This window comes from Enterococcus sp. DIV1315a (assembly GCF_051712325.1).
GTDB classification, from domain to species: Bacteria; Bacillota; Bacilli; order Lactobacillales; family Enterococcaceae; genus Enterococcus; species Enterococcus faecalis.
Window position 1 is genome coordinate 480,240 of sequence record NZ_JBIOOS010000001.1, and the last position, 14,590, is coordinate 494,829.

General features: G+C 37.0%; 14 protein-coding genes. 13 read left to right on the forward strand and 1 reads right to left on the reverse strand.

The window, feature by feature from the left end; translation table 11 throughout:
• Positions 1–62 precede the first annotated feature (62 nt).
• The 8 genes from IGJ03_RS02370 to IGJ03_RS02405 all read left to right on the forward strand — a co-directional run bounded on the left by IGJ03_RS02370 (position 63) and on the right by IGJ03_RS02405 (position 8,439).
• Positions 63–1,439 carry an APC family permease gene (locus IGJ03_RS02370; protein ID WP_002355588.1) on the forward strand — a complete coding sequence of 459 codons (1,377 nt, stop codon included), beginning with the start codon at positions 63–65 and terminating at the stop codon, positions 1,437–1,439.
• Positions 1,432–2,529, forward strand: a complete 1,098-nt coding sequence (aguA, locus tag IGJ03_RS02375) for an agmatine deiminase (protein WP_002364800.1) — start codon at positions 1,432–1,434, stop codon at positions 2,527–2,529. The genes IGJ03_RS02370 and aguA overlap by 8 nt, the downstream gene beginning before the upstream one ends.
• Before the next feature lie 11 nt (positions 2,530–2,540).
• Positions 2,541–3,470 (forward strand): carbamate kinase, encoded by a 930-nt coding sequence (arcC, locus tag IGJ03_RS02380; protein WP_375804755.1) that lies wholly within the window; start codon positions 2,541–2,543, stop codon positions 3,468–3,470.
• Between the two features lie 196 nt (positions 3,471–3,666).
• Entirely contained in the window at positions 3,667–5,253 is a 1,587-nt protein-coding gene (locus IGJ03_RS02385) for an amidase family protein (RefSeq protein ID WP_375804756.1), read from the forward strand.
• Between the two features lie 554 nt (positions 5,254–5,807).
• On the forward strand, positions 5,808–6,506 hold the full coding sequence (gene pnuC / locus IGJ03_RS02390) for a nicotinamide riboside transporter PnuC (protein ID WP_002355593.1): 699 nt from the start codon (positions 5,808–5,810) through the stop codon (positions 6,504–6,506).
• A gap of 8 nt (positions 6,507–6,514) precedes the next feature.
• Positions 6,515–7,159 (forward strand): deoxynucleoside kinase, encoded by a 645-nt coding sequence (locus IGJ03_RS02395; protein WP_002355594.1) that lies wholly within the window; start codon positions 6,515–6,517, stop codon positions 7,157–7,159.
• A 349-nt stretch (positions 7,160–7,508) separates the two neighbouring features.
• On the forward strand, positions 7,509–7,940 hold the full coding sequence (locus tag IGJ03_RS02400) for a hypothetical protein (RefSeq protein WP_104859268.1): 432 nt from the start codon (positions 7,509–7,511) through the stop codon (positions 7,938–7,940).
• 112 nt (positions 7,941–8,052) lie between these two features.
• Positions 8,053–8,439 carry a DUF1149 family protein gene (locus IGJ03_RS02405; RefSeq protein ID WP_002358717.1) on the forward strand — a complete coding sequence of 129 codons (387 nt, stop codon included), beginning with the start codon at positions 8,053–8,055 and terminating at the stop codon, positions 8,437–8,439.
• A 46-nt stretch (positions 8,440–8,485) separates the two neighbouring features.
• Here the strand turns inward: IGJ03_RS02405 and IGJ03_RS02410 are convergent, their stop codons facing one another.
• The gene (locus tag IGJ03_RS02410; protein WP_375804757.1) at positions 8,486–8,821 is read right to left on the reverse strand and encodes a hypothetical protein; all 336 of its coding nucleotides are present in this window, start codon (positions 8,819–8,821) and stop codon (positions 8,486–8,488) included.
• Positions 8,822–9,118: 297 nt separating this feature from the next.
• On the opposite strand from IGJ03_RS02410, the gene IGJ03_RS02415 reads away from it, so the two are divergent.
• The 5 genes from IGJ03_RS02415 to trhO all read left to right on the forward strand — a co-directional run bounded on the left by IGJ03_RS02415 (position 9,119) and on the right by trhO (position 14,546).
• A complete protein-coding gene (locus IGJ03_RS02415; protein WP_002355598.1) occupies positions 9,119–10,510 on the forward strand; it encodes an L-cystine transporter in 1,392 nt (463 codons plus the stop codon).
• A 133-nt stretch (positions 10,511–10,643) separates the two neighbouring features.
• Entirely contained in the window at positions 10,644–11,024 is a 381-nt protein-coding gene (locus tag IGJ03_RS02420; RefSeq protein WP_033597357.1) for a VOC family protein, read from the forward strand.
• 152 nt (positions 11,025–11,176) lie between these two features.
• Complete coding sequence (locus tag IGJ03_RS02425; protein ID WP_375804758.1) at positions 11,177–12,343, forward strand: serine hydrolase domain-containing protein; 1,167 nt, start codon at positions 11,177–11,179, stop codon at positions 12,341–12,343.
• Between the two features lie 99 nt (positions 12,344–12,442).
• Positions 12,443–13,153, forward strand: a complete 711-nt coding sequence (locus IGJ03_RS02430) for a DUF1003 domain-containing protein (protein ID WP_002386953.1) — start codon at positions 12,443–12,445, stop codon at positions 13,151–13,153.
• Positions 13,154–13,595: 442 nt separating this feature from the next.
• Positions 13,596–14,546, forward strand: a complete 951-nt coding sequence (gene trhO / locus IGJ03_RS02435) for an oxygen-dependent tRNA uridine(34) hydroxylase TrhO (protein ID WP_002355603.1) — start codon at positions 13,596–13,598, stop codon at positions 14,544–14,546.
• The last annotated feature ends 44 nt before the right edge of the window (positions 14,547–14,590 follow it).

A 14,590-nucleotide genomic window follows, 5' to 3' on the forward strand; every position in this document is an offset into this window, starting at 1 on the left:
CAACTGTCCACTGATTGAAAAAATGAATCAGTGGACAGTTTATAAAGAGAGGAAGAGTCTTCATGGAGGGGAAAAAGAAATTTAGTTTAACGAGTGCCATTTTATCAGTCATCTGTGTGGTTTTCGTTGCTGAAGCAGCGGCGCCTGTTGCTGCAATTGGTAATTCTCAGTTTTTTTGGTGGATTTTCTTATTAATTGCATTCCTATTGCCATATGGGTTAATTTCATCAGAATTAGGAACAACTTATATTGGTGAAGGGGGCATCTATGATTGGGTGACCAAAGCATATGGTCATCGTTGGGGTGCCAGAGTTTCTTGGTATTATTGGATTAATTATCCATTGTGGCTAGCTTCATTAGCCGTTATGACGCCAGAACTATTAACGACAATTACAGGTATTAAGTTTTCAACACCGATGATGATTATTGTTGAATTAATTTTTACTTGGATTGTGGTTTGGATTAGTTTTTATCCAGTCAGCGACAGTATCTGGATTCTAAATGGAGCTGCCGTAATCAAGATGGTTTTAGCAGTCTTAATTGGTGGGCTAGGATTGTATGTAGCCTTGACGAAAGGTGTTGCCAATGAATTTACCTTGAAATCAATGCTACCAACGTTTGACTTAAGGAGTTTATCTTTTATTTCTGTAATCATTTTTAATTTGTTAGGGTTTGAAGTCATCTGTACGTTTGCAGATGATATGGAAAATCCTAAGAAGCAAATTCCACAAGCTATTGTAGCAGCGGGGTTAGTCATTGCGGCCATTTATATTTTTTCAGCCTTTGGAATTGGGGTAGCGATTCCCACCGATCAAATTAGTACCGGCAGTGGTATGATGGATAGCTTTAAACTATTGACAGGCTCGACAGAAGGTTGGTTCATTATGTTAATGGCTTTCCTATTCCTTCTTACGTTGTTCGGAAACATGATTTCTTGGTCATTAGGAGTCAATAATACAGCTTGTTATGCTGCTGAAAATGGTGACATGCCTAAATTTTTTGAAAAACGTAGTAAGAAAAATGACATGCCAATTGGGGCTGCTTTGATGAATGGCATTGTGGCATCGGTGGTCATTGTATTAGCACCAATTTTACCTAATCAAGATTTATTCTGGGCCTTTTTCTCCTTGAATGTCGTCCTATTCTTGTTATCGTATATCCCAGTTTTCCCAGCTTTTTATAAGCTTAGAAAAATTGATCCCGATACACCACGTCCGTTTAAAGTTAACGGAAAACCAGGATTTTTAAAAGTTTTAGTGGTTTTGCCAATGATTATGATTATTATTTCACTGATTTTCACAGCAGTGCCTTTAGATTTTAGTCCCGCAGCATTAAATGAAAAATTACCAATCACAATTGGGGCAATCATTTTTATTCTGTTTGGTGAAGTAATTATTTACGTGAAAAAAATTAAGAAGGGAACGAAAGAAAATGGCTAAACGAATTGTAGGAAGTACCCCTAAACAAGATGGCTTTAGAATGCCAGGAGAATTTGAACCACAAGAGAAAGTTTGGATGATTTGGCCAGAAAGACCGGATAATTGGCGCGATGGTGGTAAACCTGTCCAAGAAGCTTTTACTAATGTGGCCAAAGCAATTAGTCAATTTACACCGATGAATGTGGTGGTTTCTCAACAACAATTTCAAAATTGCCGTCGCCAATTGCCGCCAGAAATTACGGTTTACGAAATGTCAAACAATGATGCGTGGGTCCGTGATTGTGGACCATCATTTGTCATTAACGACCATGGAGAAATCCGTGGTGTGGATTGGACATTCAATGCTTGGGGGGGATTAGTAGATGGATTATATTTCCCTTGGGACCAAGACGATTTGGTTGCACAAAAAATTTGTGAAATTGAGCATGTAGATTCTTATCGTACAGATGATTTTGTTTTAGAAGGCGGTTCATTCCACGTAGATGGACAAGGAACAGTCTTGACTACAGAAATGTGCTTATTAAGTGAAGGTCGAAATCCACAACTTTCAAAAGAAGCAATCGAACAAAAATTATGCGACTATTTAAATGTTGAAAAAGTTCTTTGGCTAGGTGATGGAATTGACCCAGAAGAAACCAATGGTCACGTGGATGATGTAGCTTGTTTTATTGCACCTGGTGAAGTGGCTTGTATTTACACCGAAGATCAAAATAGCCCATTTTATGAAGCGGCACAAGATGCATATCAACGTTTGCTTAAAATGACTGATGCTAAAGGACGCCAATTAAAAGTCCACAAATTATGCTGTCCTGTCAAAAATGTAACCATTAAAGGCTCCTTCAAAATTGATTTCGTGGAAGGAACCATGCCACGAGAAGATGGCGATATTTGTATCGCATCCTATATGAACTTTTTAATTACAAATGATGGCGTGATTGTGCCACAGTATGGTGATGAAAATGATCGTTTGGCTTTAGAGCAAGTTCAAACGATGTTCCCAGATAAAAAAATTGTCGGCGTTAATACGGTAGAAGTTGTTTATGGGGGCGGCAATATTCACTGTATCACACAACAAGAACCAAAGCGCTAGGAGGGAAACAGATGTCAAAAATAGTGATTGCATTAGGTGGAAATGCGTTAGGAAATTCTTCGAAAGAACAATTGGCAAAAGCACAAACCGCTGCAAAATCCATTGTTGATTTAATTGAACAAGGCCATCAAGTGGTGATTGCTCATGGCAACGGGCCACAAGTTGGCAAAATTCGCTTAGCTTTTGAGGAAACGAGTCAATCTCCAGAAGATGTCGTGCCGTTTCCTGAATGCACAGCAATGAGCCAAGGCTATATTGGCTATCATTTACAACAAGCAATTGATGAAGAACTAGTAGCCAGAAATTTAGGGGAACAACCAGTTGTTACGTTAATTACACAAGTCGTGGTGGAACCAAAAGACCCAGCGTTTACAAAACCAACAAAACCAATTGGTGGTTATTATGACGAAGAAACAGCCAAACAGTTGATGGCGGAAACTGGGAACGTCTATCAAGAAGATGCGGGTCGAGGCTGGCGACGGGTAGTTCCTTCACCAAAACCAGTTGATATTTACGAAAAAGTTAGCTTGCGAACACTTGTTGATGCAGGACAGATCGTAATTGCTTGTGGTGGTGGCGGGGTTCCTATTGCCTATGATGGTCCAGTCTATCATGGTGTAGATGCAGTCATTGATAAAGACTTTGCGGCAGCAAAAATGGCTGAACTCATTGAAGCAGATGTTTTTGTGGTATTAACTGCAGTAGAACATGTTTTTGTTAACTTTGGTCAAGCAAATCAACAAGCTTTGACCGATGTTACGGTTACGGCAATGCAACAATATATAGAAGAAGATCAATTTGCGCCAGGTAGTATGTTACCCAAGGTGGAAGCGGCCATCAGTTTTGCAGAAAGTAAACCAAACCGCCAGGCGATTATCGGGCTTTTAGAATTAGCTTCGGAAGCAATCAAAGGAGAAAGTGGTACACGAATTACACAATAAATTCTCAATATTTAACTTTCACAAAAGATTAAAACAAACGCATTTAGCGGACTATCTTAATCGTTAGAGAGTAGGACATCGGTCGTTTTGACGGATGTCCTACTCTCTATTTTGTCTTTTTAACGAACAAAACTGTTAGTTGTCATGCAAAAATAAACATAGTAAGATAATCTTTAAATGGTATAGGAGGATAAAAATGTCTAAATTTTTAAAAGTAATCGGAATAATTGCTGTTTTGTTAGTCATAATAGGCGCTGCAGCGTATTGGTTTATACTCAAAAAGTTCACTCCTGAGGCAGAAACCCCAGCAATGTACAATCAAGAGAGAATCGTTAAAACGATTGAAGACCAATTAAAAGAAACAGATGTACAAAAAGCTCGGACCAAAGCACCGTTGATTATTGAAAAAAATATCACTGAATTACAGCAAGCGATTGCCAACGGAATATTGACCTATGAAGAACTTACGGCGTTTTATTTGGACCGTATTTTACAGTTCGATCAAATAGATAATGGCATGAACAGCATCTCTGAAATCAATCCGCAAGCAATTAAGGAAGCCAAGGCATTTGACCAGCAAGCCTCTCAAACACCGAAAAAGCCTTTGTATGGTATTCCTGTGACTTTGAAAGAAAATATAAATACGACCAACATGATTTCGAGTGCAGGAGCTTATGCCTTACGCACGTTCAAGCCTAAGGAAGATGCGGAAGTAGTTAAGAAGTTAACAGAGGCGCAAGCTTTGATTTTAGGAAAAGTAAACTTATCTGAACTAGCGAATTATATGTCAATGAAAGCACCAAGTGGCTATAGTTCCAAACATGGACAAACACTTAATCCTTATGGGCCACTCAAAATAACACCTTCAGGTTCAAGTTCTGGGAGTGCGGCTAGTGTGACGATGAATATCGGCGCCTTCTCTTTAGGCACTGAGACGATGGGATCGATTGTTTCCCCCGCTTCTCATCAATCAGTGGTTGGTTTTAAACCGACCCACAGTTCAGTAAGTGGTGAAGGTGTTTTGCCATTGGCACCGTCATTAGATACAGTTGGCCCGATTGCCCGAAGTGTCGTTGATGCTGCGCAAGGCTATAATGCGTTTAAGAAAGACACGGTTCCGAGCATTGATTCAACGAAATTTACTAAAAATAACTTACAAGGTCAACGCATTGGTTTGCTAGAAATGCCGAGTGCTGAAGAAGAATTTGCGACTGCTAAAAAGGCCCTCCAAAAAGCTGGAGCAGAAGTGATTCCGGTAACACCAGACATGGAAGGGATTGATGGCGGGAAAGTTATTTCCAATGAATTTAAGTTTGCATTGGAAGAATTTGCGAAACGTTATGACTTACCATTTAAAACACTGGAGGAACTAATTGCGTATAATCAACAAGATAAAAAGGTTCGTGCCAAGTATGGGCAAGATTTATTAGAAGCAGATGTTAAAAAGAAACAACCAGATAAAGAAGTCATTCAAGCAACCATTAAAAAAGCACAGCAAACGTTTGATGCGTTGCTAAAAAAACAACAATTAGACGGATATGCTTTTATTGATTCTGAAGGTACGGGTTTAAGTGCTGTGGCAGGATATCCTGAATTGACTGTTCCTTTGGCAGCGAACAGCGAAGGACAACCTTATGGGCTGACTTTTACACAAACTGCCAATAAAGAGCAAACGTTATTTGAGCAAGCTTACAGCTTTGAACAAAGTACCAAAGGACGGATAGTGCTTTCAGACAACGAGCTATTGGCAAACAGTAAAAAAATAAGTAGAGATGAGCAGTAAAGGAAACTAGGGATGGCGAAACATCCGTATCAAACCTAATAAAGATAATCGACCTACAAATGAAAGGAATTGTTTGTAGGTCGATTATTTAGGTTAGTCGTTTTTTTTGCTTTTTTTAGGCGAATGTTTTCATGTAATAAGTTAATAAGTGGCCAGATTCGAGAAATAAGGCCATCAATTTTTAAGCATTTCAATAAAAAGAGTGAACGATGACTGTATTTGAAGCATAAATATGTGCGGTTGCTTCCGCTTTCGCAACATTAATTTGGAGCGCTACCGTCGTAAAGGGTTCTGCCGCAGGAATCATTAGATGGAAACAAATCCATGACTACATAGAAGATTAAAACAAGATGAAGAAAATATTGTGGCAATAAAGGATATCAGAAAGCTTACAAAATAACTATATGTAGTATCTTTTTATTTTTTTAATCAATATATAGTATTAAAATCTTCTTTTTATTCCGAAATCTGATTGACTTGTTTTTTAAAACGGAGTACTCTTATTGAGACGTCAACAGATAAAAGTTTGGTTTTAGGAAGGTCGGAAATTTGTCGTGAATAAGAATTTTTTGGTGAATGATTTTAAAGGTTGGGAAACGAGAAGTTACTTGTTTTTAGCTTTGATGGTGGGGGTACAGTTGATTGCATTTGCTATCAATCCATCGAATTGGATTACGTTAGTAGGTGGTTTAGCCGGCATCATTTGTGTGAATTTAATTGCCCAAGGAAAAGTCAGCAATTACATTTTTGGGTTAATCAGTGCAGTGATTATTGGCTATTTTGGGTTAGTGACACGGGTATATGCGGAAGTTCTTTTACAAAGCTTCTATATTATTATGGACATTACAGGGCTTTATGCTTGGCTTCGGGCTAGCGAGGATGGCTCGGGTCAAGTAACCGAAGTAAAAGTTTTAAAAGGTATTCAGTGGTTGTATGCCTTTTTCACGTGGTTGCTCATTGGCGTAGCGGCATATATTTTGTTAGGTTTTGTAAATGATGCGCAACAAACATTAGATGCAATCACGTTCAGTGTTTCAGCGACAGGGATGTTATTGATGATTAAACGTTATCAATCGCAATTCGTGTTTTGGCTACTAGGAAATATTTTTTCAATTTTGTTATGGTTCCGAGCAGGGACGCACGCTGGTGGTGATTATGCGATATTTGTTATGTATTGTATGTATACTTTTAACTCAATTTTTGGTATGTTTAATTGGTTGAAGATAAAAAATAAAATGGAAAAAAATAGGTAGGGAGTTCGATGGCAGTGATTGTTTTAGCAGGTACGATTGGCGCTGGTAAATCTAGTTTAACAGCTTTAATTGCAAACCGTTTAGGTTCAGAAGCCTTTTACGAATCAGTTGATGATAATGAGGTATTACCTTTATTTTATGCGGAACCGGAAAAGTACGCATTTTTATTACAAATTTATTTTTTAAATAAACGTTTTGATAGTATTAAACAAGCATTAACGCATGAAAATAATGTATTGGATCGCTCGATTTATGAAGATTCATTACTTTTTCATTTAAATGCAGATTTAGGTCGTGCCAACGAAACAGAGGTCAAAGTGTACGATGACTTATTACAAAATATGCTCCAAGAATTGCCTTATGCTGCGCATAAAAAAAGACCTGATTTGTTAGTTCACATTCGTATTTCATTTCCCAAAATGTTAGAACGCATCAAAAAACGTGGCCGTCCTTATGAACAAATTGAGACAGATCCAACGTTGTATGATTACTATCAAATGTTGAACGAGCGTTATGATCAATGGTACGAAGACTATGATGAAAGTCCTAAAATTCAAATTGATGGCGATAAATATGATTTTGTCGAAGATCCTGAAGCGTGTCAATATGTCTTGGCGTTAATTGAGAAGAAAATTGAAGAATTAGAAAGATAAATAAAAAGAAGCAAGTCCGGACTTGCTTCTTTTTGACTTAAAATGTGGATAGATAGGCTAAAGTTGCTACTAAATAAAGGAGTGTAGTGCTAAATTATAGAATCGGATTTTAACCTTCCCCTAAGTTAAAATCGGATAATCTATCCATCGACAGTTTAAGTTTGTATAAAATAGCGGTAGCTATTATCAACGAAGTCATTCATCGGTTGACCTGACTTCTCTAGAAGTATACCATCGAAAATAACCAACAGTTGTTCAAAATTTGGACTTAGTAAGTGTAAATTTTGATTGAAAGTTTCTGTAAATCAATCATTTATTCAAAAAATAATGCTCGAAAGAAGGAAGATAAATGGGCCAAATTTGGTTTGAACGCATTCTACGTTGGCGCAAAAAAGCGCAACGATTTTTACAAGGACGTTATGCCCGGTTCGATGAATTGAATCGAACGCTGTTGCTAACAAGTGTTGTGCTGGCGCTCATCAATATTTTTACTGGCTATCTTTGGGTTCGGTTATTGATTTTAATCACAGGCGCCTACGTGTATTATCGCTTTTTTTCAAAACATATTCACCCGCGATTGAATGAAAATCAACGGTTTATTCTTCGAAAACAACACCTAATGCAAAAAGTTCATGCTTTTCGCAAGCGACACATGACTCAGAAAGGATATCGTTATTTTAAATGTCCAAAATGTCAGCAGTCATTACGTGCGCCGAAAGGACGAGGAACAATCAAAGTCACTTGTTCAAAATGCCGAAATCAATTTATCAAAAAAGTCTGACCTTCTGTGTTTTTTGGTCTAGGCAACTTTCGGACTTGTGGTATACTTGAGAAAAGAAACCATTGGATATTCTAAAAGGGGAATATCTTGTTAAAAAAGGAGAGAAAAAACAATGGAAATTAAACGCCAACAAGAAATTGTTGAAGCGTATCACTATGATATGCGAGTACCTGATTCAGAAGTAGAGACAGATTTACGTGTCAGTTTTTCACCAATTGAAGTAGAAGAAGAAAATTATCCAGAAAATAGCTCAGCACTTGTTGCTCGCTTAGAATTTCGAATTGTCTTTGACGAATTTGTTTTATCAGGGGCGATTAGCCAAATTAATCACATTATTGATCGTAAAATTGAAAAACAAGAAGATATTTCGCAAGAAGAAGTCGATGAACTTGTACGTCCTTTATTTAGCATCGTCGAACGTTTATCTTATGAAGTAACTGAAATTGCTCTGGATCGTCCAGGTGTCCAATTGAATTTTCAACAATCAGAAGAAGCTTAAACTTTAAAAACAGCGTTTGTAACGGATTTCGTTACAAACGCTGTTTTTATTCCTGTGAAGGTTTAGCAACCAAAGCCTTTTTAAACTGTTCATAATTTTTTGTAGCGATATCCATATAAGCAATCGGCTGTCCAACTTTGGTGATTTTTTCGGGAAGATAGGGAGCGAGCATTTCATTGTACAAAATGAACGCAGCTTCTGGTACTTCCTCTGAAAGAACATCATAACTGATAAAGTCAATTTCATAGGTTGGTTGAAAAAAGGCTTTGATGTTTTGCTGCTCTTTATTTGAAAAGAGCCAAGGACCCGCATTTACAGGGCTTCCCACAAATAACGTTGCTCCATCACGGTTGACAGAAAGGATCCAACAAATTTTTTGCATACGCTTACACCTCCTAGAACTAAGTATACCACGTCAGCTTAAAAGAAAGAGGACAAAAAACAAATTATTTTTACAGTGACTAGTAAAACAACGCTTGGTGATAGTTTTAAACTATCGCAACGGTTATTTTCTATCAAAAAGTAAGCAAATTATCCCACTATTTGCTATAAAATAAGGTACAATAGAACTATCACTGGAAACAGTTTGCTGTTTTCAGGGTATTTACTGGAGAGTGAGTACCGGGAACCTTTACTTCCTTTGATGTACTTGTCATTAAAAACATAGGGAGGAACTAAAATGACAACATTCATCACTGTATTAGTGATCCTTGCATTTATTGCTGTGTTATTCGGTTTCTACCAAATGCAAAAGAAACATTTAAAATTCTCAACACGTGTCTTTTCAGCATTGGGCGTGGGGATTGTTTTAGGTGCAATTATTCAATTTGCTTTTGGTACAGACAGTAAAATTACTACGCAATCAATGGAATGGATCGGGATTGTAGGTAATGGTTATGTAGCGTTTCTACAAATGCTCGTAATTCCGTTAGTATTTGTATCTATTGTAGGTGCATTTACAAAAATGAAAGAATCCAATAAATTAGGAAAAATTAGCTTTAATGTGTTAGCCACCTTACTAGGAACAACAGCAGTAGCTGCCTTGGTGGGGATTGGAACAACCTTAGCGTTTGGCCTTCAAGGGGCAAAATTCACGCAAGGTGCTGCAGAAACGTCAAGAATTGCCGAGTTAGCGACGCGTCAAGATGCGATTCAAGATTTGACGATTCCACAACAAATCGTTTCATTTATTCCTAAAAATGTCTTTGCTGACTTTGCGGGAACACGACCAATGAGTACCATTGGGGTGGTAATCTTTGCTGCGTTTGTTGGTGTCGCTTATTTAGGCGTTCGTCGTAAAGCGCCAAAAGAAGCTGAATTTTTTGCAAATTTAATTGATAGTTTATATAAAATTACCATGCGAATTGTTACCTTAGTTTTACGCTTGACCCCTTATGGCGTGTTAGCGTTAATGATTAATGTTGTAGCAACAAGTGATTTTGTTGCGATTATTAACTTAGGTAAATTTGTGTTGGCATCGTATGTGGCCTTAATCATTGTTTTTGCCATTCACATGCTGATTTTAATTACTTTAAAAGTCAATCCAGTTACGTATCTAAAAAAAGTTTTTCCAGTCTTGAGCTTTGCTTTTACTTCTCGTTCAAGTGCAGGAGCTTTACCATTAAATATTGAAACACAAACCAAAGCATTAGGTGTCGATGATGCCACAGCAAACTTTGCTGGTAGTTTCGGTTTATCTATTGGACAAAATGGTTGTGCCGGCGTTTATCCAGCTATGTTAGCAACCATCGTTGCACCAACTGTTGGAATTGATGTCTTTAGTTTACAATTTATTTTAATGTTAGTAGCAGTTGTCACAATCAGTTCATTTGGCGTAGCCGGTGTCGGCGGCGGAGCAACTTTTGCTTCTCTAATCGTTTTAGGCGCAATGAACTTGCCAGTTGCAATTGTTGGTTTAGTAATTTCGGTTGAACCACTTATTGACATGGCGCGGACAGCTGTTAACGTTAACGATAGTATGGTTGCAGGTGTGTTAACAAGTGCTCGTATTCATGAATTAGATCGTGATGTCTTAAATGATCGCGACGTTGTCTTAGATGCAAATATCTAAATCAATAAAACGAAAAGTGTTTGAGCAATGTCTTGCTCAAACACTTTTATTTTGATTTTAAGCGAAAGTGCAGTAATTATTTAAAAGAACGTATATAATAAGTTGTTAACTAAATTCAAAAGGACGTGAAGGAATGTTTTCAAACCAAGTAAAGATTATGTTATATGTGAATAATGTTGAGGAATCTAGTCAATTTTGGCAAACGTTTGGCTTTGTTGAAAAGGAAAGAGAGGAAGTTGACGGCACATTGGTGGTAGAAATTGCACCAAGTGAATCAGCAGAAGCGATTATTGTTTTATATGATTTGGCCTTTATTCAAAAACATTCACCAGAAGTGGCGGGGAATACCCCTTCTTTAATGTTTGCTAGCGGTGATATCATTGGTCTCTATAAAAAAATGCAAGAGGCTGGGGTTACTGTCGGTGAAATGGTTCAATTGCCAACAGGCTTAGTTTTTAATTTTGCAGATAACGATGATAATTACTTTGCTGTGATGGGGCAAGAAAGTAAATAAAAAACAGCTTGGCACCAGAATCTAGATTGATTCTGGTGCCAAGCTGTTTTTTATAAAAGTTGAAAGTTTTATAAATTTTACTAAAAACTGTAATTTTCATGAAAATATAGCGTATGATAATGCTGTTAATAGAATAGGCGGAGGTAAGCGGTATGCGTAAACGACATGCAAAGAAAAGACATGGAGGAGTGAATTGGCTTTTTATAGTATGTTTGTTGGTGGTGATTGGTGGTAGTGGTTATTTAATAAAAACGTTCTTTTTCACTAGAGATTCACAAGTTAGTCAAGAATCGAAAGTGGTCTTGGAAGAAGATCGCCGAAGTGATAATTATGCGAATTTAACGAAAGAAATAGTTGCACCAGATAGTGGCGAACTTGATCAAAAAATTCAAGAAACAAATTATATTGGTTCGGCTTTGATCATTAAAGATGATCAGGTTTTAGTAAATAAAGGATATGGCTTTGCCAATTTTGAAAAGCAACAAGCCAATACGCCAAACACAAGGTTTCAGATTGGCTCAATTCAAAAATCTTTTACCACAACCTTGATCTTAAAAGCGATTGAAGAAGGTAAACTTACATTAGATACAAAACTCGCTACGTTTTATCCGCAAGTACAAGGTGCTGAGGATATTACGATTAGCGATATGTTGAATATGACAAGCGGTTTAAAGTTATCAGCAATGCCTAATAATATCGTTACCGATGAAGAAATTATTCAATTTGTTAAACAAAATACCATTCAAGTCAATAAAGGAAAATACAATTATTCCCCAGTAAATTTTGTCCTTTTAGCAGGAATGTTAGAGAAAATGTATCAACGTACCTATCAAGAATTATTTAATAATTTTTATCACAAAACGGCTGGTTTAAAGAATTTTGGCTTCTATGAAACCTTATTGGAACAGCCCAATAATTCAACAAGTTATAAATGGACAGAAGATAATTCATATAACCAAGTGCTCTCAATTCCTGCAGCTAGTTTTGCCCATGAATTTGGGACTGGGAATGTGGATATGACGACAGGTGATTTGTATTGGTACTTACATCAATTAATGAGTGGACATTTAGTTTCCACCGCACTTTTGCAAAAATTATGGACGTCTTCTCAGCAAAGCTCTTATCATGGCGGCATCTATGTTCATGATAATTATTTACGTTTACACGGAGTTGAAGCGGGTCAACAAGCCCTAGCTTTATTTTCAAAAGATATGAAAACTGGGATCATATTGCTAACTAATTGTGTAAATCCAGCGAAATACAAAGAATTAATTGGTTCGTTGTTCCATGATGTAACCAATTTAACTGTTAAATTTTAAAGCAGAAGTAACAACGATCACTCCCAAAGCCTTTTTAGGTTTCTTCTGAGAGACTTTATATTAAAATAAAGGGAAGAACGATCAAAGGGAGTGACGAAGATGAAACAATCAAAAAATAAACAAGTTGTTATTGGTGAACCAACGAAAAAAAACATTTATCTTCAAGATATAGAACAGGAAACGCAAGCTTTTATTCTCCAAAACAATCCACAATTGACAGCTGAATCGATGATTACATTGGCGGAGTTACTTAATTATCGTTTGGATTACATGAAACAATTGGTCGCAAATGATTCTGAAAAAATCCAACAACTGAATGAATTAGTGGTTCAACACATCAAAGAAGATAAGCTGATTTCCAATAATATGAATGAAAAGATGGAAAAGAAATTAACCTTTGGCCAACGAGCAGCGGATACCATTGCTAAATTTGGCGGTAGCTGGGTGTTTATTGGCTTCTTTTGCTTCGTGTTGATTGCTTGGATCGTGATTAACTCTACCACTTTATTGGGACAACCATTTGACAAATATCCTTATATTTTGTTGAATCTTGCCTTATCTTGTTTAGCAGCTATCCAAGCACCGATTATTATGATGAGTCAAAACAGACAAGAAGCCCGTGATAGAGAACAAGCGAATAATGATTATAAAATTAACTTAAAAGCAGAGGTAGAAATTAATTTATTACATGAGAAAATGGATTATATTATCAATAATCAACTAGAAAATTTGGTAAAAATCCAAAATATTCAAATTGAACTTTTAGGTGAGTTGCAAGAACAACTCGCCGCGACTTCTGAAAAGGAGTAGTATATAGAAGAGGTCGGGACAGAACCGTTTAGCTCCGAGAAATAAGAAGAAATTTCCGAAAATTGCTCTTTAATTTTTGGAGACCAAGTAGGTATTGTTCATCATCGAATCACTACGTTCTTCGTGATTCTCAACAATTTCGGCTTATTTCCGAAGGACCTTCACCAAGTAGGTACGATGATTTCATCTGTTCATGCTTCACAGTGAAACATCGCAACTCTTAGAGCTGGAGCTCTTTTGAAGGCTGTACTGTGACGAGACGCATGTCGAGAAAACACCTTAGAAGTTGTTGAGATCGGAGCAACGCGTAGTGTTGGTTCTGTTCCCGCCGTTTATCAGGCTTTTTTTATTGTGTGTAAATACACAAGCAAAATAATCGCTTTCCCTTTTTTATTCACCGTATAATGGGATAGAATGACTTTATACAAAAGGGGAAAACAAGATGAAATACCAAGTATTACTTTATTACAAATATACAACAATTGAAGATCCAGAAGCTTTTGCGAAAGAGCATCTAGCCTTTTGCAAATCATTAAACTTAAAAGGCCGTATTTTAGTAGCGACAGAAGGGATTAACGGAACGTTATCTGGTACTGTCGAAGAAACAGAAAAGTATATGGAAGCAATGCAAGCAGATGAGCGCTTTAAGGATACATTCTTTAAAATTGATCCAGCAGAAGAAATGGCGTTCCGCAAAATGTTTGTTCGCCCACGTTCTGAATTAGTGGCGTTGAACTTAGAAGAAGACGTTGATCCATTAGAAACGACGGGGAAATATTTGGAACCTGCAGAATTTAAAGAAGCCTTATTAGACGAAGACACTGTTGTAATCGATGCTCGTAACGATTATGAATATGATTTAGGTCATTTCCGTGGTGCCGTGCGCCCAGATATCCGTAGCTTCCGTGAATTACCACAATGGATTCGCGAGAACAAAGAACAATTTATGGATAAAAAAATTGTTACCTATTGTACTGGCGGGATTCGCTGTGAAAAATTTTCTGGCTGGTTATTAAAAGAAGGATTTGAAGATGTTGCTCAATTGCATGGTGGTATTGCCAACTATGGAAAAAACCCAGAAACACGTGGCGAACTTTGGGATGGCAAAATGTATGTCTTTGATGACCGAATCAGTGTCGAAATTAATCATGTTGATAAAAAAGTTATTGGGAAAGACTGGTTCGATGGAACACCTTGCGAACGCTACATTAACTGTGCAAACCCAGAATGTAATCGTCAAATCTTAACTTCAGAAGAAAATGAACATAAACATTTAGGTGGCTGCTCATTAGAATGTAGCCAGCATCCTGCCAATCGTTATGTAAAAAAACATAATTTAACAGAAGCAGAAGTTGCTGAACGTTTGGCTTTGTTAGAAGCGGTAGAAGTATAAAAATAATAAAAAAATAAACAAAAAAACTTCGAAAATTATTTTTC

Excerpts from the sequence above, each read along its gene's own strand:
- IGJ03_RS02370 (WP_002355588.1), top strand. The coding sequence starts at position 63 with ATGGAGGGGAAAAAGAAATTTAGTTTAACGAGTGCCATTTTATCAGTC.
- aguA (WP_002364800.1), top strand. The coding sequence starts at position 1,432 with ATGGCTAAACGAATTGTAGGAAGTACCCCTAAACAAGATGGCTTTAGA.
- arcC (WP_375804755.1), top strand. The coding sequence starts at position 2,541 with ATGTCAAAAATAGTGATTGCATTAGGTGGAAATGCGTTAGGAAATTCT.
- IGJ03_RS02385 (WP_375804756.1), top strand. The coding sequence starts at position 3,667 with ATGTCTAAATTTTTAAAAGTAATCGGAATAATTGCTGTTTTGTTAGTC.
- IGJ03_RS02395 (WP_002355594.1), top strand. The coding sequence starts at position 6,515 with ATGGCAGTGATTGTTTTAGCAGGTACGATTGGCGCTGGTAAATCTAGT.
- IGJ03_RS02400 (WP_104859268.1), top strand. The coding sequence starts at position 7,509 with ATGGGCCAAATTTGGTTTGAACGCATTCTACGTTGGCGCAAAAAAGCG.
- IGJ03_RS02405 (WP_002358717.1), top strand. The coding sequence starts at position 8,053 with ATGGAAATTAAACGCCAACAAGAAATTGTTGAAGCGTATCACTATGAT.
- IGJ03_RS02410 (WP_375804757.1), bottom strand. The coding sequence starts at position 8,821 with ATGCAAAAAATTTGTTGGATCCTTTCTGTCAACCGTGATGGAGCAACG.
- IGJ03_RS02415 (WP_002355598.1), top strand. The coding sequence starts at position 9,119 with ATGACAACATTCATCACTGTATTAGTGATCCTTGCATTTATTGCTGTG.
- IGJ03_RS02420 (WP_033597357.1), top strand. The coding sequence starts at position 10,644 with ATGTTTTCAAACCAAGTAAAGATTATGTTATATGTGAATAATGTTGAG.
- IGJ03_RS02425 (WP_375804758.1), top strand. The coding sequence starts at position 11,177 with ATGCGTAAACGACATGCAAAGAAAAGACATGGAGGAGTGAATTGGCTT.
- IGJ03_RS02430 (WP_002386953.1), top strand. The coding sequence starts at position 12,443 with ATGAAACAATCAAAAAATAAACAAGTTGTTATTGGTGAACCAACGAAA.
- trhO (WP_002355603.1), top strand. The coding sequence starts at position 13,596 with ATGAAATACCAAGTATTACTTTATTACAAATATACAACAATTGAAGAT.